A 25667-nucleotide genomic window follows, 5' to 3' on the forward strand; every position below is an offset into this window, starting at 1 on the left:
CGTAATATTACAACCGTATTTTCGATAATTCAATCTTTGGCCAGGAGCAAGGGTAAATGGCGTTCGGAAATTTGGGCGGTGGGAAACAGTAGTCGGTGGTAGGACTGCCACTCACCGCCGAAAGCGGATGTACGCGACCCGAACGCTGATTGGGGAATCTCGGAAAAACGGGAGCGGAAAAACAGCAGCCGCAGATACGCGAAGTCAAGAGCCCGGGGGTGGAGAGGCGGTATTTCTGCCAATCCCTGCTGCGATTACTCTGGCTGAATGGTAGTTACTTTAAAAACTCGTTGATGGCATTGATCAGTGACCGGACGCTTTGTTTGAAATGGTTGAGAGATTCGTCCAGAAAAGGCTGGGCATTTCCTTTCTTCCCACGGTATTTTTCTTCAAACGTGGATTTTTTTTCGTGTAGCTCCTTTTCGAGTTTTTCTTTTTTGCGGTGCAATTCGGTGATTTTTTTCTCGATTTCCTCGCTGACCTCACCGGTAGCCTTGGTTCCCTTTTCTATGAGCAAATCGATTTTGCTTCCGATTTCCTGAAGCATTTTTTCAATTTCGTCAAATCCTGAACGTTTCTTTTCCATGGCGATTCCTGGTTACGAATTTAAAAGTAGGCAAAATTTGGTACAAACTGGAAGAAAAATGGATTGAGAAAAAAATAAAATGCCCGCATTGTCTATAAAAAAAGCCCCAGTGCAGGTGGGGCGATTTAAGCTAGGACTAACCGGCCAATTTGATAAAATATTTGTTCAAAATCGGCTCGTATATCTTGGAAAATGTTCGGTAACACCATTTCCTGAATTCTTCCAGCTCTGCGGGAACCAGAAGATTCAGTCCCTTTCGTAACTCTTTCTCGAAGAGTTTTTTGTCAAAACTTACCTTTAATAAAATGGTTTTAACATATTCCATCATGGCTCATGTTAGTTTAAGTTAGGTTTGTTAAAAAGATTGATTTAAATAGTTTATACGGATTAAAATTTGATTTGTTACGTATAAAATATCCTTGTTTATTTGTAGTTATAAAGTAAGGTACCACAAGCGTCTTCTATGTCTTCAACGAATTTCCGGTTTCTTTTCGTATTTCTTTTAATCCTTTTTTCTTTACAGGCCTGGGCTCAGGATATCAAAATCGAATTGGGTGAAAGCGAAGTGGCCTTAAATGAAACGTTTACCATCAAGGTGACCGTTTCTGGCGAAAAGATACGCTCCTACGATCAATTGCCAGAAATTACTGGCTTTCAAAAGCAGGGCGTGTCGCAAAGCTCATCAATGAATATCGTCAATGGCCAAATGAGTAGTACCAATAGCGTCATTCAGTACTACAAGCCATTGAGGAAGGGACAGTTTACCTTGCCGGCGTTCACATTGTCGGTCAACGGGGAGAGCATTTCCTCTCCCGGTAAGTCGATCACAGTGGTGGATGCCCGGGCCAGCAGTAGAAATAACCGTGCGCTCGATCCTTTTGATGACCTATTTGGAAGGGGAAATTCGAACGAACCCGAATACGTTGAGGTTGAGGACGACGCATTTTTTTCCCTGTCCGTAGACAAGGAAGAGGTGTATGTTGGGGAAGGATTCAATGTAAGTTTGGCCTTTTACATGTCCGAGAGTAACCAGGCGCCGTTTAATTTCCACGAGCCGGGCAAACAACTGGAGCGTATCATCAACGAAATCAAACCGGGAAACGCCTGGGAAGAAAACTTCAACATCACCAGCATTCAGCCGGAAAGGGTAGAATTTGGCGGAAAGAGATGGACGAAATACAAGGTATACGAAGCAAGTTTTTTCCCGTTTAACGAAGGTTCTGTCGATTTTCCGTCGGTAGGCTGGGAGATGATCAAATACCGAATTGCTAAAAACCCAAGTTTTTTTGGGAGTAACCGACTTCAGGATTTCAAGACCTTTTATTCGCAACCCAGGTCCATTCGGGTAATGCCGTTGCCCGCGCACCCATTGAAAAACGAGGTAAGTGTAGGCATCTATCGCCTGAGGGAGAGCTTTGAGGAAAAAGAGGCCCGTACCGGGGAAGGCTTTACCTACGACTTTACGATCACGGGTGAGGGTAATATCAGTTCCATTCGTCCACCGAGGATCAAACGAAGTCAAAAGCTCAATACCTTTGATCCCAACGAACAGGTACAGATTAACAGGGGTAGGGGCAAGGTTACGGGAATGAAGGAGTTTAGCTATTTTATGACAATCAACGAGCAGCAAGACCTGGAGCTGAGCGATCATTTTGAGTGGATTTATTTTGATCCCGAACGGGCTGCCTACGATACGCTTAGGCCTCAGGCGCTGGTACGCGTAACTGGCGAAAGCAAAATCAACCAGGCCATCTCCTCCTCCCGGTTGGGTGGTTTGTACGACTTGATTGAAGTAGAAGACAATAAACTTTTAAACCAGGGATATAAATATTATTTTTCCGCACTCATAAACGGACTGCTGATTTTGGCAGTTGGTTTCCTTGGGTTTTTAATGCTTAAGAAGAAATAATTCATGCGTAACTCGTTTGGTAATGTTTTTACAATCACCACGTTTGGTGAGTCTCACGGAAAAGGGCTGGGAGTGGTCATCGACGGCTGTCCAGCCGGAGTGGCCATCGACGAAGGGTTTATTGGCAATGAGCTTCAGCGAAGAAAGCCCGGTCAATCCAAAATCACCACGCAGCGAAAGGAAGAAGATGCTTTCGAAATTCTCTCGGGAGTTTTTGAAGGGAAAAGTACCGGTACTCCGATTGCCATCGTCATCTACAATACCGATCAGAAGAGCAAAGACTACTCCCATATTGCGGACAAATTCAGGCCGTCGCATGCGGATTTCACGTACCATGAGAAATTCGGTGTACGGGATTACCGGGGCGGTGGTAGAAGTAGTGCCCGTGAAACGGCGGCAAGGGTAGCCGCGGGGGCCATTGCAAAATTATTGCTGGGCCAATACGGGGTCAGCATCCATGCCTACGTGAGTCAGGCAGGACATGTTCAGCTCGAAAAGCCGTACCAAGACCTGGATTTCAGCCAAACGGAAACGAATATCGTTCGTTGTCCGGATGCCGATGCTGCCGAGCAGATGATTGCCTTGATAGATGACACCCGGAAAAACCGGGATACCATCGGTGGTGTGGTCAGTTGTGTGGCCCAGGGAGTGCCGACGGGTCTTGGAGAGCCGGTTTTTGACCGGTTGCATGCTGCCCTGGGCCACGCCATGCTCAGTATCAATGCGGTCAAAGGTTTTGAATACGGGAGTGGGTTTGAAGGGGTTCGGATGAAGGGCTCCGAGCACAACGACGCTTTTTACCGGGACGGAGATACGATAAAAACACGGACCAATCATTCCGGAGGAATACAGGGAGGAATATCCAACGGCGAAGACATTTATTTTCGCGTGGCTTTCAAGCCCGTAGCCACCATCATGCAGGATCAGGAAAGCGTCGATACCCAGGGAGATTCGGCAATCGTATCCGGAAAAGGTCGCCACGACCCGTGTGTGGTGCCGCGAGCCGTACCGATTGTGGAAGCGATGTGTGCACTGGTTCTAGCCGACTACCTGCTATTAAATCGCTCAAGTAAAATTTAACCATCCAACCACTAACCATACATGAAAAAAAAAATACCGCTTCACACCCAGATCATTGCAGGCTTGGTCTTGGGACTTATCGTCGGTTTGGGAATTGTAAAATTAGGAATCGCTCCTGATTTCACCATGAATTACATCAAGCCCGTCGGTACGATCTTTATCAATGGGCTAAAGATGATCGCAGTTCCTCTGGTGCTTGCTTCCTTAATCGTGGGGGTTTCCAATCTAGGGGATATTACCAAACTCAGCAGGATTGGCGGGAAGACCATTCTGACCTATATTTTTACCACGGCACTTTCGGTATCCATTGGCTTGTTAATCGTAAACATCTTTAATCCGGGGAAAAGCCTTCCCATCGAAACAAGGGACAACCTGATGAGTCTGTATACCGATGCTGTTGGAAGTAGATCCTTACAGGCAGAAGAGCTAAAGCAACAAAGCCCCCTTCAGCCCCTGGTAGATATGGTCCCGGAAAATGTCTTTCAAGCAGCTACCGACAATGCCAGCATGTTGCAGGTGGTGTTTTTTGCCATAATTGTCGGAATTGCGCTCATCAAGATTCCTAAGAGCAAGGCAGAACCGGTAATCGCTTTTTTTGATGGATTGAATGACGTAATCATCCAAATCGTGGGATTTATCATGATCCTTGCTCCCTATGGTGTGTTTGCGCTGATGGCTTCCCTGATCGTGGAAATTACCGGGGATAATCCCGACTCCGCGCTGGAGTTGCTGTTGGCCTTGCTGAAGTATAGCCTGGTAGTATTGGGAGGCCTGTTTTTCATGATTTTGGTCGTGTACCCGTTGATCCTAAAATCGTTTACCAAGGTGACCTACCTGGATTTTTTTAAGGCTATCCGGCCCGCTCAGCTGTTGGCATTTACGACGAGTTCCAGTTCGGCCACTCTTCCGGTTACCATGAAACAAGTGGAAGAAGAAATCGGTGTTTCCGAGGAAGTAAGCAGTTTTGTCCTGCCCCTCGGAGCCACCATCAATATGGATGGTACGAGTCTGTATCAGGGTGTTGCTGCCGTTTTTATTGCGCAGGCACTCGGGATGGACCTGAGTTTCACCCAGCAATTGCTGATCGTAATGACCGCAACCCTCGCATCCATCGGAACAGCAGGTGTACCGGGCGCAGGGATTATCATGCTGATCATCGTATTGGAGTCAATTGGCGTTCCGGCGGCTGGGATTGCCCTGATTTTAGCACCTGACCGAATACTTGATATGTTTCGAACGATTGTAAACGTGACGGGTGATGCCATGGTTTGTACCGTGGTGGCATCCACAGAGGGTGAACTGCCGGATGGGTTGATTCGAAAATCAAACCCGCTTACCGTTTCCTAGAACGACTGGGAAAAAGGAATTTTCCTTATTTCGAACCATCGGAACCTTCCCGGCGTTTTACAGAAACGAATTGAGGATTTTAAAAGATAAACCATTATTTGCAATGCTAGAAGCACAAAAAAAGCCCGTTCACCTGTACCTGGAGGCAAACCCAAACCCCAATTCTTTAAAATTTGTGGTTAACTTCATGCTCGCGGACGATGGCGTAAGTTTTGATTTCCCGGATGAGCAGCACGCAGAAAACTCCCCGCTGGCCAAGGCATTGTTCAATTTCGCTGCGGTGGAGCGGGTATTTATTGCGGCAAACTTCGTGACCGTAACCAAAAAAACTGACGTTACCTGGGAGAGCATTCAAGACCATATCCGAGATCAAATCAAGAGCTACCTGGAAACCGGTAAGCCGGCTGTTAACACGCAGTTTGAAGCCGATCCCCTCTTTGATGAAAACGATAGCGAAACCGTTAAAAAAATCAAAGGCATATTGGACGAATACATCCGTCCCGCAGTGGAGCAGGATGGAGGAGCGATTGTGTTTCACAGTTTTCAGGAAGGGGTCGTGAAAGTCCTGCTACAGGGAGCTTGTTCTGGCTGTCCGTCCAGTACGGTTACCTTGAAAGCAGGCATAGAAAACCTATTGAAAGGCATGCTTCCCGAAGTCAAATCAGTGGAGGCAGAGGGAATTTAAATCGCCTTATTTCGGTACATGGTCCTAAAAAAATGGATTGGGGGAATGGCGGGGCTGTTGGCAATCCTGATTCGGTGGCTATTGGGCAGTTCACCCGCGCTTGCCGAAACTTGGTATGCCAGCGGCCTTTTTCCTATTATTCGCGGCTTCCTGGATCGTACGCTGCTACAGCTTCCGTTTCCGACGGTGTATGTATTTTTGTTAGGGCTTGTCGGACTACTTTTTTTTGTTGTTCGGCAGGCATTGATCAAAAAAAAGTGCATCCCAGGCAGCATTTTGCTGGTTTTCCGGGGTATCGTCAATGTCTTTGGATGGATTGTATTCTCGTTTTTTTTTCTTTGGGGATTTAACTATTACCGCATTCCTCTCTATAGCCAGCTGTCGTTGACTCCAGAGCCGTTGAGCCTTGTCTTGACGCTGGAAGAAATGAAATTGACCGAATCCGGTTTGCGTAGTCTTCGGTCGGAAATTGCAGCGGACAGTATGCCGCTGGCGTATTCCGAAAATTTCCGAACCTGGGAAAATCGGCTGAAAATGGAAATGAAGTCGGTTCTTACGGCGTTGAACTACCCCATGCCGGGTCATCCCACTGTCAAGCCCTTGTATCCCGCCGGTTTTATGCGTAGGATGGGAATTTTTGGCATCTACTTCCCCTTTACAGGGGAGGGGTACCTGGATCCCTCGCTTCACCCCATCGAAAAAGTATTTACGCTCGCCCACGAACTGGCCCATGGTTTTGGGGTCACCGACGAGGGTGAGGCCAATTTTGTTGCCTGGCTGGTTTGTTCCCAAAGTTCGGATGTATTCTCACGGTATGCCGGCGAGCTGAAACTATTTCGCTATCAGTTGAATGATTTGTTCCGGATGGATCGGGACGCCTACGAGCAGTTTATTGCCGCAATGGCAACCGACATTCGAATGGATATCCGGGAAATTCAACAGCATAACCTGGAAATCCTCCCCTATTTTCGGGAGCTAAGTCGAAGATCCAACGACTTGTACCTAAAGTCACAGGGAATAAAAGCGGGTGTCAAAAGCTATGCCCAACTGCCAATGTTGGCCAGGGCTTGGCGAATCAATAGCGGGAAACAAGATCCCCCTTAGCCAAAAATCCTGGGAAGTAGCGGTAATGATTTATATGCTTAGGCCATCGGGAAAGGTTAAGGTAAAACTTGAACCAGAACCTTCTTCACTTACTACATCGATGTTTCCTCCCAGTTTTTCGGCATTTTGGAAGCACAAATGTAATCCCATACCCGTTCCTTTTTCATTCTCGGTTCCATAGGTGGATTTGATGTCCTGCTCAAAAATCTTGGTAAGCCGGTCCTGAGATATACCGATGCCATTGTCCCGAATGGAAATGCTCACCCATTCGTTACGGCTGTCAATTTCCAGTGAAACTTGTCCTCCCGTGGGGGTAAATTTTATGGCATTCTGAACCAGGTTTCGAAGAATCAATAGCAAGCGATCCGTTTCGATCCGCACCAGGGGGTTTTTCTTGAATTGGATAAGCAGGGAAATGGATTTTTGCTTGGCAATCACCTTTAGGATTTCAAGGGTGTCTTCAAAAAGTTCCTGCAAACGAATTTCTTTCACCCGGGTGGATTTGTTTTTCAGCTCGAAGGAGGACCAATCCAGGATGTTTTCCATCATATTGTAGGTTCTCGTTGTGATTTTTAGCAACTCCTCGTGTATAAATTTCATTTCTTCCGGGGGTAAGTCCCCCTTATTAATGAGCTCCAGGGTTTGCATGATGGATTGGAGTGGATTTTTTAGATCGTGGGAAATGATGGTAATGATTTTATCTTTCTGGGAACTGGTCTTTGCCAGGCTTCGGTTCATTCGCGTTAGCTCGTTGGTTTTTTCCTTTACCTTGTTTTTCTCGGACCTGTAAAACTCCTTTAACGTGGCTACCATGAATCCAATACCGGTCAGGCAGGCCAGGTAGGTAATGGCATGGTCCAGAAATACTACCCCTTTGTTTGGATAAATTTGGGGGATTAGGTCTTCGTGAAAGACGCCGATGTAGTACAAGAGCAAAAAGGAGGCGCCATTGATCAAACTCCAGCTAAGGTATCCGCGTATCGGGGAAATACTTAAAATGATAAGGTGAAAAAGCAAAAATATGTAGAAGGTAGGCCCATCGATACCATCGTTATTGAAAAAATTGATGGCTAAAACGGGGTAGGTAAAGGCTCCGAATAGGTAATAGGCTTGTTTGAACTGATTTCGCTTCCGAAGTAAATAGTAGCAAATACCGAGACCTACGATCACAAAAAGGACTAATCCAATCAATACCAGGGTACCGAAAATGGCGTTGTAGATCAGCATCGCAACCATGAAACTGAAGGCGATGACCAGCGTGGAGTTGAAGATCTTTTTTTCCATGACTTGGCTATTTTCCCAGATAAAAAAATGGATAGCCCGGATCTTTATTTTGTTCCAAAAACTCACGATACTTCGTTTTTTTTAGGTTTATCGGTCAGATTCGTACCAAACACCCGGGTAAATTGAAAGGTATCTCCATTAAAAAGGCCTTTGTCACTCAATTTGAGAGAGGGAATTACCAGCAATGCCATAAAGCTCAACGTCATGAAGGGTGATTGGAGCGGTGAACCCATGCCTTTCGCCATTTTATCCAGTTCGGTGTAGCGTTGGGCCACGTCAAATGCATCGTCGGAACTCATGAGTCCGGCTACCTGCAGCGGTAGTACCCGCTCCTGTTTGCCATCCACCGCCGATAGGCCACCCTGGTTGGCAATCACGAGATTGACTGCTCTGGCCATGTCCTCATCCGTCACGCCGACCACCAGGATGTTGTGGGAGTCGTGTGCGACGGAGGAAGCAATGGCCCCTCGAAGGAATCCAAACCCGTTGATCAGTGCGACCTGGGGGGGCGCGTTTCGTTCATACCGGTTGATAACGGCGAGTTTTAAGCAGTCAACTTCCGTACTGGAGATTACTTTTCCCTCTCTGGATGGCAGGGACAGCAGCCGTTCACGGGTGATCAATTGTCGGTCCAACGCCTGAATGACTCGTCCGGGTCCTCCTTCATGAGTCAAAGCAAAAGCATCCTGGGTCAATCTCTCCGCAGCAAAGTTATTGACAGGTATGCAACCCCGGTGTGCCAGCATCGATTGCCCTGCTTTTGCCACCAATTTTCCATCGATATAGGTTTCGAGAACCCGGAATTCACGGAGATCTTCTACCAGGATAAAGTCTGCAGGGTCACCTGTGCGGAGCAGACCCACCGGCAAACCATAGTGGGTTACCGGATTGAGGCAAGCTGCGCGGAGCACATCAAAAAGGTTTTTCCCGCGGGAAATTGCCCGGGCAGCCAGTTGATTGATATGCCCATCCAGCAAGCTGTCGGGGTGTTTGTCATCGGAGCAAAAAAGGATCTGATCGGGTGCCTCGTCTAAAAGGTCTATGAGTGCATCAAAATTTCTTGCAGCGCTGCCTTCGCGTATGGCTACCTTCATTCCGTTACGGATGCGTTCTCGCCCTTCTTCCATATTGACGCATTCGTGGTCGGTAGTTATCCCTGCTGCAGCGTACCGAGCTGCATCCGTTCCACGAAGCCCCGGTGCATGCCCGTCCACGGGCATGCCGTACTTTTTTGCAAGTTCGATTTTCCTGATGACCTCCGGGTCGTTTGCCAGTACGCCGGGCCAATTCATCATTTCTGCCAGGTAGTGGACGCTGCCATCGGAAAACAGCCGGGCGATCTCGTCCTCTGTAATCCTGGCACCGGCCGTTTCAAAGGACGTGGCAGGTACGCAGGAGGGGGCTCCGAAGAAAAATTTAAAACCCGACGCTTTCCCATTGGCTATCATAAAATCGATTCCTGTTAACCCACATACATTCGCAATTTCATGCGGGTCGGATACGGTAGCTACGGTTCCATGCACGACTGCAAGCCGGGCAAAACTGGAAGGAATCAACAGGGAAGACTCGATATGCACGTGTGCGTCTACAAAACCCGGGAGCAAGTACCGCATAGGCGCAGTAGGAATCGGCTCTACGGATTGGATATTTCCCTGTTTGACCTCAATTTTTGCTGGAAAAATTTTTCTTTTTTCAATATCAACAAACTGTCCCCTGACACTAAAAGCTGCTTCCATTCCCCGTATAAAAGTTACGAATACTTAAGTCAAGTAATGTTGGTTGGGTTACCTTATTGTAATAAAAAACCAATACAAATAAGGCCCGTTACCCAGAATAGTCATAAATATACTATATTTGCGCTTGAAAAGGAAAGCAGGTACCATTCATTTTTCGTTAATGAAAAAAATTATCATTGCCATTGATGGTTATTCCGGTTGCGGAAAGAGTACCACAGCAAAGGCAGTAGCCAAAAAATTGGGCTACACCTACTTGGATTCGGGTTCCATGTATCGCGCCGTAACGCTGTATTTTTTAAAAAATGGCATCAATACCGCAATTGCCGAGGAGGTGGTCGTTGGTCTGAATACCATGAAGATTTCCTTTCGCATGGATCCATCCGACGGTTCCCAACAAGTTTACTTAAATGGAGTTAATGTAGAGGAAGAGATTCGGGGAATGGAGGTATCGGCGCGGGTAAGTGAAATCAGCAAACTACCTGAAGTTCGGTCAGCACTTGTGAAAAAGCAGCGGGAACTGGGAAAAGAAAAAGGGATCGTCATGGATGGCAGGGATATTGGTACGGTGGTATTTCCACATGCGGAGTTGAAGGTATTTATGAAAGCCAACACAGAAATCCGGGCACTGCGTCGGCAGCGGGAGTTGGCGGACAAAGGCCAACAAATTAGTTTGGAAAAAGTGAAAGATAACCTGGAATCCAGGGATGCGTTGGATAGCGGTAGGAAGCTCAGTCCGCTAAAAAAGGCAGCAGACGCTGTGGAGTTGGATACCAGTTACCTGCAGTTTGACGAGCAGGTGTCCAGAATTCTACAATTGGCAAAGGAGCGAATGAATTAAGGTTATGGACGTAACAATAGATAAAAACTCAGGGTATTGTTTTGGCGTGGAATATGCCATTAAAATGGCCGAGGACGAGATGGTTGAAGACCAAAAATTGTATTGTTTGGGTGATATTGTTCACAATGACATGGAGGTGAAGCGCTTGAGCAATAAGGGGCTTGTGGTGATCGATCGCGAGGATTTACGTTGCCTGCACGATTGCAAGGTACTGATTCGGGCGCACGGAGAACCACCGGAAACCTACCGGATGGCCATAGAAAATAACATCGAACTCATCGATGCTTCTTGCCCGGTAGTGCTCAAACTACAGCATCGGGTAAAGACAGCTTTTGATAAGATGGAGAAACAGCAGGGGCAAATTGTCATTTATGGCAAAAAGGGGCATGCCGAGGTAATTGGACTAACGGGACAAACCCTGGAAAAAGCCATCGTGGTTATGGATGACGAAGACCTGAATCAAATTGATTTCTCCAAGCCGGTTACCTTGTTTAGTCAGACGACGAAGAGCACCCGTGGTTTTTATGCCCTGAAGGAAAAAATTCAGAAGCGCATTGAGGAAGCAAAGGGAAATATGGACGAGGTAGATTTTAATGCAAACGACTCCATATGCAGACAGGTCTCCAACCGGGAGCCTCAATTGCAGAAATTTTCTGAAGAAAACGACGTGATAATCTTTGTTTCCGGGAAAAAGAGTTCGAATGGGAAAGCCCTGTATCAAGTGTGCAAAGGCGTAAACCCACGGAGTTATTTTGTAGAAAATGAAGAGGAGATCGTATCGGATTGGATACGTGCGGATGACAAGATAGGGATTTGTGGAGCTACCTCTACCCCCATGTGGTTGATGGAGCAGGTACGCGATCATCTACTTTCTCTGGACACTCGTTCGGTAGAAGCAGGAATTTAAAAGAATGCGATCAAAGGGGCTAATCCTTCAAAATTTGATAAATAATCGCCGAATTAGCTTCGTATAACTAATGTAATTTAGTAAATTTGAGACGTTTTTCACAGGACCATATAGTTTCAAAAATCAAATATGTCAAAACAAATCAAGCTTAAAAAAGGGTTTGATATACGCCTGGTTGGTAAAGCCGAAAAAAAGATCGGTGAATTTCAACCTGTCAAAACCTTTGCCATCAAGCCTACAGATTTCATCGGAATGCAACGACCCAAGGTCATTGTTAAAGAAGGTGATACGGTAAAGGCAGGTTCTCCCATTTTATTTGATAAGAAAATGGAAAAAGTGCAGTATGTGGCACCTGTATCCGGAGAGATTGTCGAAATCAAGCGAGGAGAGAAAAGGAAGTTGTTGGAGATAAAAATCCTAGCGGATAGTGAGATCAATTTTGAGAAATTCGACACCTACACCGAAGCGGATATTTCCGCTGCCAGCAGAGAAAAGGTAATCGATCACCTGACAGCTACTGGCGTATGGCCACAACTTATTCAACGTCCCTATGGCGTAGTGGCCAATCCGGAAGACGAACCCAAGGCGGTGTTTATTTCGGGTTTTGACACACATCCATTGGCCCCAGATTACGATTACCTGCTCAAAGGGCAATCCAGCTACTTCCAGACAGGTGTTTCTGTTTTGAAAAAGTTGACCAGCGGAAAAATTTACCTTGGACTGTCCGGTGAAAACAAGTCTTCCGAATTGGCGACCATACAAGGTGTGGAAATGCATCAGTTTTCCGGCCCACACCCTGCCGGGAATGTAGGCGTTCAAATCCACCACATTGCGCCAATCAACAAAGGAGAAATTGTGTGGACCATCAACCCATACGGGGTGGTGCAAATCGGTAAGCTGTTTACCAACGGAATCTACGACGCATCCAAGTTGATCGCTATAACCGGCTCCGAAATCAAATCTCCTGCTTATGCACAGACATATATTGGAAGTTGCGTGGATGCCTATGTGGAGGGCAATACCAAATCGGATCACGTTCGGGTGATTTCCGGGAATGTGCTTACCGGAGAAAAAATCAACCGCGACGGTTACCTCGGTTTTTACCAACATCAGCTTACGGTCATTCCTGAGGGCGACTATTACGAGTTTCTCGGCTGGATGAAGCCAACGGCCGAAAAGCTAAGCTACCACAAGGCGCTTGGGCTATTGTCCTTTCTATTTCCAAAGAAAGAATATGCGCTGGATTCCAATGCCAGGGGTGAGGAGCGGGCATTTGTACAAACCGGCGTATTTGAGAGTGTGACGCCCATGGATATATATCCGGTTTACTTACTCAAGGCCATTATGGCCGAGGATTTTGACGAAATGGAAGAACTCGGCATCTATGAAGTAATTGAAGAAGACCTGGCTTTGTGTGAATTTGTGGATGTCTCCAAACACCCGGTTCAGGAAATCGTTAGAAAAGGTATAGAACTCATTCAATACAGTTAACCAATATGAAGTTTTTACGTGATCTGTTGGACCAACAGAAGCCCCTGTTTCAAAAGGGAGGGAAATTAGAAAACCTCTATTACTTGTATGAAGCCGGTGAAACATTCTTGTTTTCGCCCAAGCATACAACGCCAGCAAGAGGCGCGCAGGTAAAGGATGCCATCGATTTGAAGCGCATGATGATTACCGTGGTGATTGCAATGATCCCTTGCTTGTTGTTTGGAATTTACAATACCGGCCACATGCATTACCTGGCAGTCGGTGAGGCGGCTAGTTTTGGGGATAAATTTATCCTGGGATTAACCCTGGTATTGCCCATAGTAATTGTTGCTTACGCAGCAGGCGGTTTGGTAGAGGCGGGTTTTGCCGTTGTACGAAAACACCCCATTAACGAAGGTTTTTTGGTGACGGGGATGTTGATCCCATTGGTGGTACCAGCAACCACGCCCCTGTGGCAGGTAGCCCTCGCTACCGTGTTTGCCGTAGTGATTGCCAAGGAGGTTTTCGGGGGTACGGGGATGAACATTCTTAACGTGGCCATGACGGCTAGGGCTTTTCTGTACTTCGCCTATCCGGCGCAAATATCCGGCGATCAGGTTTGGACCTATCTGGGAGATAAGACGCCTGTAGATGGTTTCTCCGGTGCCACAGCACTGGCTGTGGCGTACCAGTCCGGACAAGAAGGAGTGAATGCCGTTTCTAACCTGGCCAGCCATAACGCGGCTGTGATGGATGATATGTTTGGTTTTGCAAACATGTTCCTTGGGTTTATTCCGGGATCCATCGGCGAGACGTCCACCTTGATGGTCCTTTTGGGAGCTGCCATTTTGCTGTTTACCGGCGTTGCGAGTTGGAAAATCATGTTGAGTGCATTTGGAGGTGCGTACATCATGGCAGCGGTGATGCAACTAATGGCCGTGAACGAATTTATGGCCATGCCTGCCCACTACCATCTGGTAATGGGAGGTATTGCTTTTGGGATTGTTTTTATGGCGACCGATCCCGTATCGGCGGCCCAAACGGAATCCGGGAAGTGGATCTACGGTTTATTGATTGGTGTATTGACCATCATCATCCGCGTGACCAACCCGGCTTACCCCGAAGGAATCATGTTGGCAGTACTGTTTATGAATGTATTTGCCCCATTGATAGATCATTATGTAGTAAAAGCTAATAAGAAAAGGAGGTTACAACGTGCAACAGTCTAATGCGTACATTATCACATTCTCGATCATCCTTACGGTGGTCTTGGGTCTTTTGCTCTCAGGTACCTCTGAGGTGCTAAAGCCGATTCAGAAAAAAGCGGAAGAGTTGGATACCAAAAAGCAAATCTTGGGAGCCGTGATGTCCGCCGACGAGATTTCCGGGATGAAACCCGAGGAAATCAACGCGTTCTACGAAAGTCGGATTTCTTCCAGGGTGGTCAATATCGAAGGAGAAGAAGTGGAAGAACAAGACGGAGTACAGGTCACCGCAGAGACCGTAGATGTGGGTAAAAATTACAAAAAAGCTCCGGAAGATCGCCTGTATCCCGTATTTGTATTTCACGAGGAAGGCGACGCGGATGCTGCCATTTCGTATATTTTTCCGGTGTATGGCAACGGGCTTTGGGACAATATATGGGGCTACCTGGCCCTACAGACAGATATGGCGACCATTGAGGGAATCACCTTTTCCCACGCGGGAGAAACGCCAGGGCTTGGCGCGAGGATAACATCAAGCGATGTACAGCAGCGCTACAAGGAAAAATCGATTTACAGCGAAGACGGAGAGTTGGTTTCGGTAGTCATGCAAAAAGGGGAAGGAAAAGATTATTCCGGTGATCCCCACAAAGTAGATGGGCTCTCCGGAGCTACTATCACCGCCGAGGGAGTGAATAAAATGTTGAAAAGCTACCTGGAACACTACAGGGCGTACATGGAAAAGAAAAAAGATGGTGCTCCCAGCATGGCATTGAATTAATTTGAAACATTTCAATCGGAAAATACTATGAGTACAGAAGTAGCTGAAAAAGAAGCAGCGGTAAAAGAATCAGAAGCGCTTCTTTCGAAAAGACGGAAAAAGCTGATCACGGACCCATTGGTGGACGACAACCCGATTACTATTCAGGTATTGGGCATTTGTTCCGCACTTGCCGTTACCACACAGATGCAACCCACGTTGGTCATGGCCTTGTCGGTTATCTTTGTAATGGTCATGTCAAACCTATCGATCTCCTTGCTACGAAATAAAATCCCTACCCGGGTGCGGATCATTGTGCAGTTGGCGGTTGTGGCTTCCTTGGTGACACTCGTAAACGAAGTGTTGAAAGCATTTGCCTACGATATGTATAAAGAACTGTCTGTATTTGTCGGGCTGATCATTACCAATTGTATCGTGATGGGCAGATTGGAGGCCTATGCGCTGGGGAATAAGCCTTACGACTCCATCCTTGATGGATTCGGAAGTGCGCTTGGATATTCCTGGATCATCCTTACCGTTGCCTTTTTCCGGGAACTTTGGGGATCAGGCTCCCTATTTGGAATTCCAATCTTTGACGGGATTTCCAGTTTATTTGGTCCTGATTTTCAATTGGCCACGAACGGGCTAATGGTGAGTCCGGTAGGGGCTTTTATTATTCTTGGTCTGCTCATTTGGGTGCAGCGTTCCAAGACCGGGTATGTGGAACATTAAACGTTTGAACGAATGGAATTATTTAACTTAGCAATACGGTCGATTTTTATCGACAACATGGTTTTCGCCTACTTCCTGGGAATGTGTTCGTTTTTGGCAGTTTCTAAAAGAGTAAGTACTGCCCTCGGACTTGGCGCAGCGGTTATTTTCGTTTTGACTATTACCGTACCCCTCAACTGGCTTTTGAACGAATTTATTCTAAAAGAGGGAGCATTGGCCTTCCTGGGAGCATCTTTTGCGTCCATCGACCTTACCTTTCTTCGGTTTATCATGTTCATTGCGATCATCGCGGCGATGGTACAATTGGTGGAAATGGTCGTTGAAAAATTTGCGCCCGCGTTGTACGGAGCATTGGGGATATTCCTTCCGCTGATTGCGGTAAACTGTGCCATTCTGGGAGGTTCGCTTTTTATGGCGCAGCGCGACTACACATTGGCTGAGGCGACAGTTTACGGGTTTGGATCGGGAACGGGTTTCTTTCTGGCAATTGTTGCCCTGGCAGCAATTCGGGAAAAACTTAAGTATTCCAATGTTCCAAATGGTTTGAAAGGGCTGGGCATTACCATGCTGCTTACAGGGCTCATGGGAATTGCATTTATGTCCTTTATGGGAATTGATTTGTAATTTCTCGGTTTATTATTTGTTTAATTTGATTTACATTGCAGGACCCTGTTCACTTTTATAGCGAGCAGGGTTTTTTTATACGTCCTTTTACAGCTTCAACCAGTAACAGCAGCCATGGCAGACTTCACTTCAAAACGTATTTTTGGCTATTTCCTTCGGGGATTGCTCTTTGTCGTTCCCTTTTTTTTAACAGGGTACATCATCGTTCTTACTGTTCAGTTTCTGGATAACATCATTCCGGTAAATATTCCCGGGCTTGGTATTTTGGTGATGTTGGTATTCGTTACTCTGGTGGGCTACCTGACGAGTATTTTCATCACGAAATCCATTTTTGAGGAATTAGAGAAGATTGTGTTTAAAATTCCACTGGTAAATATACTGTACACCAGTATCAAAGATTTGATGTCTGCTTTTGTTGGCGATAAAAAAAAGTTCAATACGCCAATCATCGTCAAATTGTCGGATAACATGTCCCGTTTGGGTTTTATGACACAGGATGATCTTTCTGTTCTCGGTCAGGAAGAGTTGGTAGCGGTTTACTTTCCTCATTCCTACAATTTCAGTGGCAACCTTTTTCTGGTTCCTAAAATGAACGTTACCCGATTAAAGAATGTAAACAGTACGGAAATCATGAAGTTTATCGTTTCCGGTGGGGTATCTCAATTGAACTATTACAAATACCCAAACCGGGAAAAAGCCGCCGGCAATGAGCTGGATTCTTCCGCAGAAGTTCATTGATATGCAGGCCATCCCATTCAATCAACCCCATGTTACCGGAAGCGAATGGGTCCATATACAAGAAGCGATTGCCCAGGGAAAACTTTCTGCGAACGGTAGCTATACGAAAAAATGTCAGCAATTTTTTGAATCAACGTTTGGGTTCAACAAGGTTTACCTGACCCATTCCTGTACCCAGGCGCTTGAAATGGCCGCCTTACTTTTGGATCTTGGTCCTGCCGACGAGGTAATTGTTCCAAGCTTTGCCTATGTAAGTACGGCCAATGCGTTCGCGCTTCGTGGCTGCAGGTTGGTTTTTGCGGATAGCCGGCTCGATTATCCGGGAATCGACGAGGTAGGTATTGAAAAGTTGATTACCAGTCGAACCAAGGCACTTGTAATTGTACATTATGCTGGAATTGCCTGTCACATGGATCCCATTGTCGCGCTTTGTAAGCGCCACGGAATTTACCTGATAGAGGATGCAGCTGCGGCATTGAATGGGTTTTACCTGAATGGTGATGGAAAAAGGCTGCCCTTGGGCAGCTTCGGTACCCTTGCTACATTTTCCTTTCACGAAACAAAGAATATCGCTTGTGGAGAAGGAGGCATGCTGGTGGTCAATGATCCGGATTTGCTAGCGAAAGCGGATACGGTGTGGAACCGTGGAACCAACCGCTCGGACTTTGAACGTGGACGCTCTACCCATTACGAATGGGTAAGCCTGGGTTCTGCCTTTGGGCCTTCGGAAATCAATGCAGCCTGGCTTTGGGCTCAGCTACAAAAGTTGGAGCAAATTCAAAAAAAACGGCAGGAAATCTGGTATTGGTACCAGGCAAATTTGCGCCGAATCTTACCTGCTTTTGATGGGGAACTCCCCTCGGTGCCTCCATTTTCACAGCAAAATTACCACTCCTTTTACCTGGTTGAGGGGAGTTTGGCAAAACGCGAAGCCTTGATTCGGTATTTGCATTCCAAGGGAATTCAATCGGTTTCTCACTACCGTTGCCTTCATCGCAGCCGCTACGTCAGTAACCGCCATACGGGTGCAGCGCTGGTACACGCAGAAAAGTATCAGGACCGATTGCTGCGTCTGCCGTTTTATGCAGATTTGGACATTGCTCAGCTTGAGGAAAATTTACTTTCAGCATAGAACCGCGAAAAAAAGGATAGGTTTCAACAAAAAAGAGGAGCTTTTATGCAAGCCCCTCTTTTTTGATTGTTTGTATATTGCTTAAATCTGCGCTTCTAATTTTTCTGAGAGCACGGATTTTGGTACAGCTCCAATTACTTTATCGACTACCTGTCCGCCTTTGAATATCAGCAAGGTAGGGATGCTTCGTATTCCAAATTTCCGGGAAATGTCTGGGTTTGTGTCCACGTCTACTTTTCCGATCGTAGCTTTGCCGTCGTAGTCACCGGCGAGTTCTTCCACAATTGGCCCAATCATTTTACAAGGTCCACACCATTCGGCCCAAAAATCTACCAAAACCGGCTGATCCGAATTAACGATTTCCTCAAAGTTGGTATCTGTAATTTCAATTGCTTTTGCCATTTTCCTATAGTTATTTTTTGAAATATATATCTTAATCCGATTCCCCGGTGATTAGTTCCCGCTTGTGTTCAAATTTTAGGGCAAGGGAGGCTAAATGATCTTATAAGCTACCTCGGGCAACTGCTCCAACGCCTGGATTAATTCGTTGGAGGGGTCGATTCGGTATTTGGAGGACATCAGGTCTAAGGTGATGTTTTCTTTATTGTCGATGATGTTGATGTAGAGTTTGGCCTCACCCTGGTATTTTTGGGTGATTGCTTCCAGTTTTTCCATCAGGTCCAAACTGAGGTCATCCAGGTCAATGTGTACACGAACTCCCTTGATCATTCTGCCCCGGATTTCATTGAGTAGTACGATTTGGTTGACTTTAAATTCAAATTCCCCGGGTTTGTATTTATTGGGGTGGACAGAGCCGGAAATATACAAGAACCATCCCGTCATAAAATACTGCTTAAACTTGACATAATCTTCGCCAAAGAGAAAGAAGGTATGTCCGCCCTGGTAATCTTCCAGGCTAAGCGTACCAAAAGGCTTGCCATTTTTCGTAGTGCGGTGGGCAAAAGAAGTAACGGCCCCGGCGAGCTTGATTTCTCCTTTGGTCTTTAGCTGGGAGAGATCGGCTAATTCAGGCAGGCCCGTGTTCGTAAAGGCTTCGATTTCTACCTTAAACTGGTCCAATGGATGGCCTGAGATGTACAGACCTACCACCTCTTTTTCAATGTTCAGCTGCTGCAGCTGACTGAATGGCTCCAGATTTGGGACGGAAGGAAGCGGTATGTCGGTACCGTTACTCCCACCAAATAGGGACACCTGTGAGCTTTCTTCTTCCTGAATGACCTTTTGTGCATATTTCACCGCTTTCTCCAGGAGACTGGCTTCGCCCTCGGGTGCCTCCAGGTATTGCCTGCGGTGAAATTCGGAGAAGCAGTCGAAGCCTCCCGCCATGGCCAGCACTTCCATGGTTTTTTTATTGACGGCCCGGAGGTTTACCCGTTTCGTAAAATCGAAGATGTTGCTGTAGGTGCCGGCCGCTTCCCGCTCTTCGATAATGGCATTTACAGCGGCATTTCCTGCGCCCTTGATGGCTGCCATGCCAAAGCGCACTTGCCCTTCCATGTTTACCGTGAAGTCGCTTTTGGATTCGTTGACGTCGGGTCCCAAAACCTGTATGCCCATTCGCTTGCACTCTTCCATAAAAAACGTTACCTGCGTGATGTCATTCATGTTATTACTGAGCACCGAAGCCATGTATTCAGCGGGATAATGCGCTTTGAGGTAGGCGGTTTGGTAGGCGATCCAGGCGTAGCAGGTAGAGTGGGATTTGTTAAATGCGTAGGAGGCAAAGGCTTCCCAGTCTTTCCATATTTTTTCCAGCTTTTTAGAATCATGTCCCTTGGCAGCTGCCTGATCGATGAATTTGGGCTTCATCTTATCCAGGACATCCTTTTGTTTTTTGCCCATTGCTTTCCGGAGTACGTCGGCTTCACCTTTCGTAAATCCGGCGAGCTTTTGGGAAAGAAGCATAACCTGCTCCTGATAGACGGTAATACCGTAGGTTTCTTCCAGGTATTCCTTCATGTCTTCCAGATCATAGGTGATGGGTTCTGCTCCATGTTTTCGCTTGATAAAACTCGGGATGTATTCCAGGGGTCCGGGTCGGTACAAGGCATTCATGGCGATCAGGTCTGCAAAAACGGTGGGTTTAAGCTCGCGCATGTATTTTTGCATGCCAGCAGATTCGTACTGGAAGATGCCCACGGTCTCGCCACGCTGAAATAGTTCGTAGGTTTTTTCGTCATCGATCGGAAAGTTTTCGGGGTCCAGCTGGATTCCGTGTCGTTCCTGGATGATTCGTACCGCATCTTTGATCAGGGTGAGGGTTTTTAATCCCAAAAAGTCCATTTTCAATAGACCTGCACTCTCTACCACGGAGTTGTCAAATTGGGTACAAACCATGTCGGAGTCCTTTGCCAGGGCCACAGGGACAAAATTGGTGATGTCATCCGGGGTGATAATCACGCCGCAAGCATGAATTCCGGTGTTTCGCACGGAACCTTCCAGCACCATCGCCTGATTTACGGTTTTGGCGTTATCGTCGTTTCCTTTTGAGATCCGAATCAATTCCAGGGCTTTGTCCAGGTTTTCGTTGTTGTTTTTCAACTTTGCCGAAAGCCTTGGGCGGTCATTGGCCAACTCAAAAAGATTTTTCAGCTTGATATCGGGTACCAATTTGGCCAGTCGGTCGGCTTCCGAGAGCGGAAGGTCCAGGACGCGGGCAGTATCCCGAATCGCAGATTTAGCGGCCATGGTTCCGTAGGTGATGATTTGAGCTACCTGATTGGCACCGTATTTTTGTATCACGTAGTCGATGACCCGCTGCCGCCCTTCGTCGTCAAAGTCAATATCGATATCAGGAAGCGAAACCCGGTCAGGATTCAGGAATCTCTCAAACAGGAGATCGTACGCAATCGGGTCTACATTGGTAATTCCCACGCAATAAGCCACGGCCGATCCTGCGGCCGATCCCCTGCCCGGGCCTACCGATACGCCCATCTCTCTGGCCGCTCGCGTAAAATCCTGTACAATCAGAAAATATCCCGGGTATCCGGTTCGTTCGATGGTTTCCAACTCAAAATCCAGGCGTTCCTTAATTTCTTCGGTAAGGGTAGGATAGCGTTTTTTGGCTCCTTCGTAGGTAAGGTGCCGCAGAAAAGCATTTTCGCCCCGGTTTCCACCATCGACTTCGTCCTGGGGATCGATGAATTCTTCCGGAATATCGAATTTTGGAAGCAAGACTTCACGTGCCAGTTTGAAAGGTTCGATTTTCTCGACGATCTCATTGGTACAGGCAATGGCTTCGGGAAGGTCTGCGAAGAGTTTCTTCATTTCTTCCGGGCTCTTGAGGTAAAATTCTTCATTGGGAAACCCGTATCGGAATTCCCGGCCCCTTTTCCCAATGTATTTTTTTGGTTTTGCGACCAGTTCCCCGTCCTTTACGCATAGCAGGATGTCGTGCGCCTTTGCGTCTGTCTTCGTGTTGTAGTAGGAATTATTTGCCGCGAAATACGTAACCTGGTATTTTGCCGCCCACTGCAGCAAGACTTCGTTTACTTTTTCTTCTTCAGGAATGCCGTGTCGGTTTAGTTCGATGTAAAAATCTTCTCCAAACTGTTCCAACCACCAGACAAACGCTTCTTCGGCCTGCGTTTCCCCCACGTTCAGAATCAGGTACGGTATTTCTCCCCAGAGGCCACCGGTGCTGGCGATGATGTCTCCTTTGTATTGCACGAGCAGCTCCCGATCAATACGGGGGACGTAATAAAACCCCTCAATATTTGCATAGGAAGCTAACTTAGCCAGGTTGTGGTAGCCTTTCTTGTTCTTTGCCAGCAAGACGGTCTGAAAGCCATCGTCCTTATTGGACTTGTTTTTTCGGTCTCGGCAAAGGTTAAATTCGCAGCCGATGATGGGCTTGATTCCCTGGTTAAACGCTTCCCGGACAAAATGGAACGCACCCATCATGTTTCCGTGATCGGTCATGGCCAGCGCGGGCATGCCGAGTTCCCGTGCCCGTTTTACCGCAACCGGAATCTCAGAGGTAGCCTGTAAAATGGAAAATTGGGTATGCACATGCAAATGACTGAATGGAACCGCTTCCAGATTCGAGATATCTGCCCCATCGGCGGCCTTTAGTACGTCCTTGGCGGCAGCTTTACTGGCATCTTTGGCTGCCGCAAAATTTGCTTCTTCCAGATCGGGTGCTTCGTACCGTACCTCGGGTAGTGCTACCCCTTCAGCCGGAGGCAGTACGCCTTCTTTTATCAAGCCAAAAAAACATTTTGCCGTAGCATCTACGTCATAGGCAGCATCATGGGCATCTCCAAAACCATTTCCGAATAGTTTGGTATGTAATTCCAGCAATGTGGGCCATTTGTACTTGCCGCCCTTGCCTCCAGGTAAGGCACAAAAATCCGTACCAAGATCTTTGGTGTCCAGGTTTTCTTTCTCCAAAGCGGTAGCCTGGCGCTGGGTACGTAGCAATTCAGCCCCAACCACATTGATATCAAAGCCTATGTTGTGCCCCACCAGGTAGCGGCAATTGTTCAGGTCCTCTTCAAATTCATGTAAAACCTGCTTGAGGTCATGCCCTTCCTTTTCCGCCCTTTCCGTAGAAATTCCGTGAATCTTCTCGGCGTTGTAAGGGATGGTAAAGCCCTCTGGTTTGACAATGAAATTGTGCTGGGAAAGTAGCTTGCCTCGCTCATCATGAAGTTGCCAGGCCAATTGTACCAAACGGGGCCAGTTGTCCAGGTCGGACATAGGGGCATTGTAATTTCGGGGTAATCCGGTGGTTTCGGTATCAAATACTAGGTACATCGACAAGGTGTTAGTTTTTCAAAAAAACAAGAAACAAATATCATCCAACGGCCTCTTCGTTAGTGGCAGGGTTTATAATCTGAAACCTACGGTTTTCGGCTTTGTTTAGCAATTGATGGAACAGCCGTCGTATGGAAACACGCTTCTCCGTTTTGGAAGCCAATAACGGTTTAAATCCCAGTCCGAAAAGGGTTCGATTTTTTCTGCTTCTTCCGATACAAGCCGTGGCTTTTCCGCTCCTTATTCTCATTTAAAAATACAGGGAATCTGGGGGATCTGCCAAGATTTATGAAAAAATAAATGAGAAAGCCGCTGTAGGCTGCGCTAAGCAGTTTATGTACAGCGGCTTTCCAAAAACTGGTCCCTGCCGGTGTCCGCGGATGGTGTGCGATGCAGGAGAAGTACCGGTAACCGCTATTTTGTTAACACAAAATGATCCACCTGCTCGCCATCCAGATTAATGGTCTCAGCGCGTAGCTCCTTGCCATCGATGGTAATGGATTGGTAGAGGTGCTCGGCTGGAAATTGAACCGCGGCGTAGGGCTCCCGTTCAATATCCTTGTTTTTTCCGGTAGTGCCAATCGAAATCCAATAAATGGTGCCATCCTTGGGATCTGCCTGCACCTGCCCATTTCGAATGGGCTCCGAACGCATGTAATAATGGAAGTGTCCTCCCAATACCAGGTCCACCTGATAGCGATCAAAAATCGGCCCCCAAAGGTCTTGGATGTCGGTATAGGGTTCTACCCCGTTATAGGGTGGAAAATGAAAAACAGCGATTTTCCAGGTAGCCTCGGATTCGCTCAGTTTTTTTTCCAGCCATGCAGTTTGCTCGGAAAGAGGCAGGGTCACATCCATCATTAGAAAAAGGGTGTTTTGGTAGGTAAACGCATAGCTTCTCCCCTCCATCCCGACCGGACTATCTGCCGGCAGACTCAACATCTTTTCGTACATCCAGGCACCCAGTCCGTCCTGGCTGTCGTGATTGCCGGGAACAGCCAACAAGGGCTTCCGGGAAATGGTTTCGCCTGCATAGGTGAAGAGCTTGTCCCAATCATCCCGATATAGCCCCGTGTCGACCAGGTCTCCCGCAATGAAATAAAACTCGGTGGCTGGGTGTTGGCGTTCAGATTTTTGAATCAACTTGCCCCAGACCGCTGAATTATGGACGTCTCCGAACCAAATAAACGAAAAAGGGACTGCTTGTGAAGCGGCAGTAGAAAAAGACTGCACTTCCGACCATGCTCCAGAGGTACTGCCTACGCGGTAGCCGTATGCGCTACCTGGGTCCAATCCACGGAGTTTGGCAGTAAACCGGTGCATGTACCGGTCGTTTTGAAGGAGCCGATCCTCCATTAAGTAGGGATCAACTTCAAGCTGCATGGTATCCGTGCTGCCCTTTTTCCAGTAGTGGACCATTCCTTTTGCAATGTTTTCCGAGGTTCTCCATTGGATATCGATGGAACGGACCGGATCCTCGCTCCAGGTAAGTAATAGCTGATCGGGCCTATCTCCACTTGGAAAATCCGTGCTGCGAAAGGCATCGACCAAATGGGCCTCCCTGGCTCTTCCCCGGATGGTGGTCAGTAACTGTTGTCCCTGAAGTGACTCCGGAACCTCCGTAAGTACCAGTCCGTCCCAGTCGTGGTAGGTAAAAGCCCCTTCCCGGAATTGCTCGATGTGTTGTTCTTGCGGAAATACGGGAGATACGGTCAATTCATCCGATGGATTTTGCGGGGCAAGTGCCAGAAAATATACCGGTCGGTGCTTCCCAAAACCGTTGATCCCGAGCTGAACTTCCCCGGAATTGAAATCTTTTTGCCATACCTCGTAGGTGTAAATCTCATTTTTGACCTCCATCGGTGTGCGCCGAAATCCGGAAGATTCTAGCCAGAAGGGAATTTTTTTCTGCGCTTTGTCTCGCATAAGCGATACAGTGACGGGCACGTTTACCTGGAATTTCCAGTATTGCGTGGCCAGCGATTCTTTTTCTAGCGGACGAAGGGATTGTTCAATAAAATCATGGGATAGGGTATCGAGCGTCTCACTGTCCCATTCCGCATACATTCGGGTAACGATGCGGTCCATGGTTTCGGATACGGAAAGCAGTTCGTTGTCAGCGTCTTGTTGGGGGCCGCAAGCGAAAGCCAGTACCCAGATACAGCCGACAAGTAGGTGCAATTTTTTCATAAGCGCATAGAATTTTTTACAGATGTTTTTGATTCGAACGTGCATGGTCAGTAGGTAAGTATACACCTTTCGCTTAAATCGGGCTATTTACCCTAATGTTAAATGGGTTCACAATTTATTCATAACAAAAAAGGAATGAAGGAGATAGTCTCTTTTTTGAAGGGGGTGGTATATACGATGGAGGGCAAACATATGAAAAAGAAAAAATCAGAGGCGCTGCTTCAACGACTTATAGAAAATAAGATTTCACGGGAAGAGTTTGAGGAGTTGCTGCGTGGACTGGAAGATACGGAGATGGCTGGTTTTTTGGAAGAGAGTATGAGAGCCCATTTTGATAAAATAATGAACGCATACGAGGAGGAAAATCAAAACGAAGACGCGGAAAAGAGTATTGAAAAAAGGAAAGAAATAACGCAATCGAATCAACAAAAATAAAGTCAAAAATGGAGGTCCCTACAAGAGACAAGGTTTGGAAGAATGATTCCAATGAGGTTTAAGAAAACTAAATTAAAACTACAAATCAAATTACTGAATTATGAAAAAACGCCGTACTAAAAAAATGTG

22 protein-coding genes are annotated in these 25667 nt (G+C 47.0%); 15 read left to right on the plus strand and 7 right to left on the minus strand.

What is annotated here, in order from left to right; translation table 11 throughout:
• Positions 1-274: 274 nt before the first annotated feature.
• Together GCU44_RS09610 and GCU44_RS09615 are read right to left on the minus strand one after the other, a co-directional pair.
• Complete coding sequence (locus tag GCU44_RS09610; RefSeq protein ID WP_154856217.1) at positions 275-586, minus strand: hypothetical protein; 312 nt, start codon at positions 584-586, stop codon at positions 275-277.
• Positions 587-722: 136 nt separating this feature from the next.
• Positions 723-914, minus strand: coding sequence for a hypothetical protein (locus GCU44_RS09615; protein WP_092173032.1), 192 nt, complete (start codon positions 912-914; stop codon positions 723-725).
• A gap of 135 nt (positions 915-1049) precedes the next feature.
• On the opposite strand from GCU44_RS09615, the gene GCU44_RS09620 reads away from it, so the two are divergent.
• The 5 genes from GCU44_RS09620 to GCU44_RS09640 all read left to right on the plus strand — a co-directional run bounded on the left by GCU44_RS09620 (position 1050) and on the right by GCU44_RS09640 (position 6711).
• Positions 1050-2495, plus strand: coding sequence for a BatD family protein (locus GCU44_RS09620; protein WP_154856218.1), 1446 nt, complete (start codon positions 1050-1052; stop codon positions 2493-2495).
• 3 nt (positions 2496-2498) lie between these two features.
• Positions 2499-3575, plus strand: coding sequence for a chorismate synthase (gene aroC, locus GCU44_RS09625; RefSeq protein ID WP_154856219.1), 1077 nt, complete (start codon positions 2499-2501; stop codon positions 3573-3575).
• A 21-nt stretch (positions 3576-3596) separates the two neighbouring features.
• Positions 3597-4922 carry a dicarboxylate/amino acid:cation symporter gene (locus GCU44_RS09630; RefSeq protein ID WP_154856220.1) on the plus strand — a complete coding sequence of 442 codons (1326 nt, stop codon included), beginning with the start codon at positions 3597-3599 and terminating at the stop codon, positions 4920-4922.
• Positions 4923-5025: 103 nt separating this feature from the next.
• A complete protein-coding gene (locus tag GCU44_RS09635; protein ID WP_092173044.1) occupies positions 5026-5607 on the plus strand; it encodes a NifU family protein in 582 nt (193 codons plus the stop codon).
• A gap of 18 nt (positions 5608-5625) precedes the next feature.
• On the plus strand, positions 5626-6711 hold the full coding sequence (locus tag GCU44_RS09640) for a DUF3810 domain-containing protein (protein WP_154856221.1): 1086 nt from the start codon (positions 5626-5628) through the stop codon (positions 6709-6711).
• Between the two features lie 30 nt (positions 6712-6741).
• Here GCU44_RS09640 and GCU44_RS09645 read toward each other — a convergent pair whose 3' ends face one another.
• A complete protein-coding gene (locus GCU44_RS09645) occupies positions 6742-7995 on the minus strand; it encodes a sensor histidine kinase (RefSeq protein WP_154856222.1) in 1254 nt (417 codons plus the stop codon).
• Positions 7996-8057: 62 nt separating this feature from the next.
• On the minus strand, positions 8058-9731 hold the full coding sequence (gene ade, locus GCU44_RS09650; protein WP_154856223.1) for an adenine deaminase: 1674 nt from the start codon (positions 9729-9731) through the stop codon (positions 8058-8060).
• A gap of 160 nt (positions 9732-9891) precedes the next feature.
• Here ade and cmk point away from each other — a divergent pair, with 160 nt between their 5' ends.
• The 9 genes from cmk to rffA all read left to right on the plus strand — a co-directional run bounded on the left by cmk (position 9892) and on the right by rffA (position 18134).
• The gene (gene cmk, locus GCU44_RS09655) at positions 9892-10569 is read left to right on the plus strand and encodes a (d)CMP kinase (RefSeq protein WP_154856224.1); all 678 of its coding nucleotides are present in this window, start codon (positions 9892-9894) and stop codon (positions 10567-10569) included.
• 4 nt (positions 10570-10573) lie between these two features.
• Positions 10574-11476 carry a 4-hydroxy-3-methylbut-2-enyl diphosphate reductase gene (locus GCU44_RS09660; RefSeq protein WP_154856225.1) on the plus strand — a complete coding sequence of 301 codons (903 nt, stop codon included), beginning with the start codon at positions 10574-10576 and terminating at the stop codon, positions 11474-11476.
• Positions 11477-11605: 129 nt separating this feature from the next.
• The gene (locus GCU44_RS09665) at positions 11606-12967 is read left to right on the plus strand and encodes a Na(+)-translocating NADH-quinone reductase subunit A (RefSeq protein ID WP_092173059.1); all 1362 of its coding nucleotides are present in this window, start codon (positions 11606-11608) and stop codon (positions 12965-12967) included.
• A gap of 5 nt (positions 12968-12972) precedes the next feature.
• Complete coding sequence (locus GCU44_RS09670) at positions 12973-14175, plus strand: NADH:ubiquinone reductase (Na(+)-transporting) subunit B (RefSeq protein WP_154856226.1); 1203 nt, start codon at positions 12973-12975, stop codon at positions 14173-14175.
• Complete coding sequence (gene nqrC, locus GCU44_RS09675) at positions 14162-14929, plus strand: NADH:ubiquinone reductase (Na(+)-transporting) subunit C (RefSeq protein ID WP_092173065.1); 768 nt, start codon at positions 14162-14164, stop codon at positions 14927-14929. The genes GCU44_RS09670 and nqrC overlap by 14 nt, the downstream gene beginning before the upstream one ends.
• A 27-nt stretch (positions 14930-14956) precedes the next feature.
• Entirely contained in the window at positions 14957-15640 is a 684-nt protein-coding gene (locus GCU44_RS09680) for an NADH:ubiquinone reductase (Na(+)-transporting) subunit D (RefSeq protein WP_092173068.1), read from the plus strand.
• 12 nt (positions 15641-15652) lie between these two features.
• Positions 15653-16264 carry an NADH:ubiquinone reductase (Na(+)-transporting) subunit E gene (gene nqrE / locus GCU44_RS09685; RefSeq protein WP_154856227.1) on the plus strand — a complete coding sequence of 204 codons (612 nt, stop codon included), beginning with the start codon at positions 15653-15655 and terminating at the stop codon, positions 16262-16264.
• Positions 16265-16378: 114 nt separating this feature from the next.
• Entirely contained in the window at positions 16379-17002 is a 624-nt protein-coding gene (locus GCU44_RS09690) for a DUF502 domain-containing protein (RefSeq protein ID WP_092173073.1), read from the plus strand.
• On the plus strand, positions 16971-18134 hold the full coding sequence (rffA, locus tag GCU44_RS09695) for a dTDP-4-amino-4,6-dideoxygalactose transaminase (protein ID WP_241684892.1): 1164 nt from the start codon (positions 16971-16973) through the stop codon (positions 18132-18134). Before GCU44_RS09690 ends, rffA begins: the two co-directional genes overlap by 32 nt.
• 81 nt (positions 18135-18215) lie before the next feature.
• On the opposite strand, the gene trxA is transcribed toward rffA, so the two are convergent.
• From trxA to GCU44_RS09710, 3 genes are all read right to left on the minus strand, one after another.
• Positions 18216-18560 (minus strand): thioredoxin, encoded by a 345-nt coding sequence (gene trxA, locus GCU44_RS09700; protein WP_262485670.1) that lies wholly within the window; start codon positions 18558-18560, stop codon positions 18216-18218.
• Between the two features lie 66 nt (positions 18561-18626).
• Positions 18627-22913, minus strand: a complete 4287-nt coding sequence (gene dnaE / locus GCU44_RS09705) for a DNA polymerase III subunit alpha (protein WP_154856228.1) — start codon at positions 22911-22913, stop codon at positions 18627-18629.
• Positions 22914-23327: 414 nt separating this feature from the next.
• Complete coding sequence (locus tag GCU44_RS09710; protein ID WP_154856229.1) at positions 23328-25103, minus strand: purple acid phosphatase family protein; 1776 nt, start codon at positions 25101-25103, stop codon at positions 23328-23330.
• Between the two features lie 135 nt (positions 25104-25238).
• Here GCU44_RS09710 and GCU44_RS09715 point away from each other — a divergent pair, with 135 nt between their 5' ends.
• Positions 25239-25538 carry a hypothetical protein gene (locus tag GCU44_RS09715; RefSeq protein ID WP_154856230.1) on the plus strand — a complete coding sequence of 100 codons (300 nt, stop codon included), beginning with the start codon at positions 25239-25241 and terminating at the stop codon, positions 25536-25538.
• Positions 25539-25667: the final 129 nt, after the last annotated feature.

It is taken from the genome of Cyclobacterium xiamenense (genome assembly GCF_009467825.1).
GTDB lineage: Bacteria > Bacteroidota > Bacteroidia > Cytophagales > Cyclobacteriaceae > Cyclobacterium > Cyclobacterium xiamenense.

Coding starts and splice junctions, on each gene's coding strand:
- GCU44_RS09610 (WP_154856217.1), bottom strand. CDS start 586: ATGGAAAAGAAACGTTCAGGATTTGACGAAATTGAAAAAATGCTTCAG.
- GCU44_RS09615 (WP_092173032.1), bottom strand. CDS start 914: ATGATGGAATATGTTAAAACCATTTTATTAAAGGTAAGTTTTGACAAA.
- GCU44_RS09620 (WP_154856218.1), top strand. CDS start 1,050: ATGTCTTCAACGAATTTCCGGTTTCTTTTCGTATTTCTTTTAATCCTT.
- aroC (WP_154856219.1), top strand. CDS start 2,499: ATGCGTAACTCGTTTGGTAATGTTTTTACAATCACCACGTTTGGTGAG.
- GCU44_RS09630 (WP_154856220.1), top strand. CDS start 3,597: ATGAAAAAAAAAATACCGCTTCACACCCAGATCATTGCAGGCTTGGTC.
- GCU44_RS09635 (WP_092173044.1), top strand. CDS start 5,026: ATGCTAGAAGCACAAAAAAAGCCCGTTCACCTGTACCTGGAGGCAAAC.
- GCU44_RS09640 (WP_154856221.1), top strand. CDS start 5,626: ATGGTCCTAAAAAAATGGATTGGGGGAATGGCGGGGCTGTTGGCAATC.
- GCU44_RS09645 (WP_154856222.1), bottom strand. CDS start 7,995: ATGGAAAAAAAGATCTTCAACTCCACGCTGGTCATCGCCTTCAGTTTC.
- ade (WP_154856223.1), bottom strand. CDS start 9,731: ATGGAAGCAGCTTTTAGTGTCAGGGGACAGTTTGTTGATATTGAAAAA.
- cmk (WP_154856224.1), top strand. CDS start 9,892: ATGAAAAAAATTATCATTGCCATTGATGGTTATTCCGGTTGCGGAAAG.
- GCU44_RS09660 (WP_154856225.1), top strand. CDS start 10,574: ATGGACGTAACAATAGATAAAAACTCAGGGTATTGTTTTGGCGTGGAA.
- GCU44_RS09665 (WP_092173059.1), top strand. CDS start 11,606: ATGTCAAAACAAATCAAGCTTAAAAAAGGGTTTGATATACGCCTGGTT.
- GCU44_RS09670 (WP_154856226.1), top strand. CDS start 12,973: ATGAAGTTTTTACGTGATCTGTTGGACCAACAGAAGCCCCTGTTTCAA.
- GCU44_RS09680 (WP_092173068.1), top strand. CDS start 14,957: ATGAGTACAGAAGTAGCTGAAAAAGAAGCAGCGGTAAAAGAATCAGAA.
- nqrE (WP_154856227.1), top strand. CDS start 15,653: ATGGAATTATTTAACTTAGCAATACGGTCGATTTTTATCGACAACATG.
- GCU44_RS09690 (WP_092173073.1), top strand. CDS start 16,379: ATGGCAGACTTCACTTCAAAACGTATTTTTGGCTATTTCCTTCGGGGA.
- rffA (WP_241684892.1), top strand. CDS start 16,971: ATGAGCTGGATTCTTCCGCAGAAGTTCATTGATATGCAGGCCATCCCA.
- dnaE (WP_154856228.1), bottom strand. CDS start 22,913: ATGTACCTAGTATTTGATACCGAAACCACCGGATTACCCCGAAATTAC.
- GCU44_RS09710 (WP_154856229.1), bottom strand. CDS start 25,103: ATGAAAAAATTGCACCTACTTGTCGGCTGTATCTGGGTACTGGCTTTC.
- GCU44_RS09715 (WP_154856230.1), top strand. CDS start 25,239: ATGAAGGAGATAGTCTCTTTTTTGAAGGGGGTGGTATATACGATGGAG.